Below are 931 nucleotides of genomic sequence, written 5' to 3'. Positions count from 1 at the left end.
GGCCCGCGGGGCGGGCAGCGCGGGCAGGGCGCGCGGCGACCGCTGCCGGTTACGGCACGGGCGGCGACGGCGGCGGAGCACCGAACGCCTCGACGATCGGCCGGAACTTCATGTCGGTCTCGGCGAGTTCGTCGACCGGCACCGAGTCGTGGACGATGCCGCACCCGGCATACGCGCGCACCGTGCCGTCCGTCGACACCTGCGCGCAGCGCAGCGCGATCGCCCACTCGCCGTCGCCGTCGGCGTCGACCCAGCCCACCGGCCCGGCGTAGCGCCCGCGGTCGAAGCCCTCGAGCTCGGTGATCGCGGCGAGCGCGACGTTCCGGGGCGTGCCCGCGACCGCCGCCGTCGGGTGCACTGCGCGCACGAGGTCGAGCGCACTCGACCCGTCGCCCAGCGTGCCCTTGAGGTCGGTCGCGAGGTGCCACAGGTTCGGCAGTTGCAGGGTGAACGGCTCGGGGCTCGCATCGAGCCTGGCGGTGTGCGGTGCGAGCGTCGCGACCGCGCTCTCGACGGCGAGGGCGTGCTCCGCGAGGTCCTTGTGCGAGGCGGCCAGCCGCGCGGCTTGGTCGCGGTCGGATGCCGCATCCTGCCCGCGCGACGCGGTGCCGGCGAGCACGCGCGCCGAGACCGTTCCGTGGTCGACGCGCACGAGCGTCTCGGGGCTCGCGCCGATGAGGCCGTCGACGGCGAACACCCACGTATCGGGGTAGTCGTCGGCGAGCTTCGCGAGCGCGGCGCGGAGTCCGGCGTCCTCGTGCAGCGTGCCGACGATCTCGCGCGCGAGCACGACCTTCTCGAACCGTCCGTCGTCGATGCGGCGCACGGCCTCGGCGACGGCGTCGGTGTACGCCTCGGGCGGCAGCGCGCCCGGTGCGAAGCGCACGCGCGGCACGTCGCGCTTCGGTGCGGGCGCGGGCAGCTCGACCGG

Annotated in this window: 1 protein-coding gene; it reads right to left on the bottom strand. The window is 75.8% G+C overall.

Features of this window, described 5'->3' with window-relative positions:
- Positions 1-49: 49 nt before the first annotated feature.
- A partial coding sequence (locus ESO86_RS17730; RefSeq protein WP_129236038.1) for an isochorismate synthase occupies positions 50-931 on the bottom strand: 882 nt, incomplete at its 5' end.

Origin of the sequence: Agromyces binzhouensis, from assembly GCF_004135055.1 — a bacterium.
GTDB classification, from domain to species: domain Bacteria; phylum Actinomycetota; class Actinomycetes; order Actinomycetales; family Microbacteriaceae; genus Agromyces; species Agromyces binzhouensis.
The sequence above is the reverse complement of the archived record's forward strand: the minus strand, read 5'-3'. Positions and strand labels throughout refer to the sequence as shown.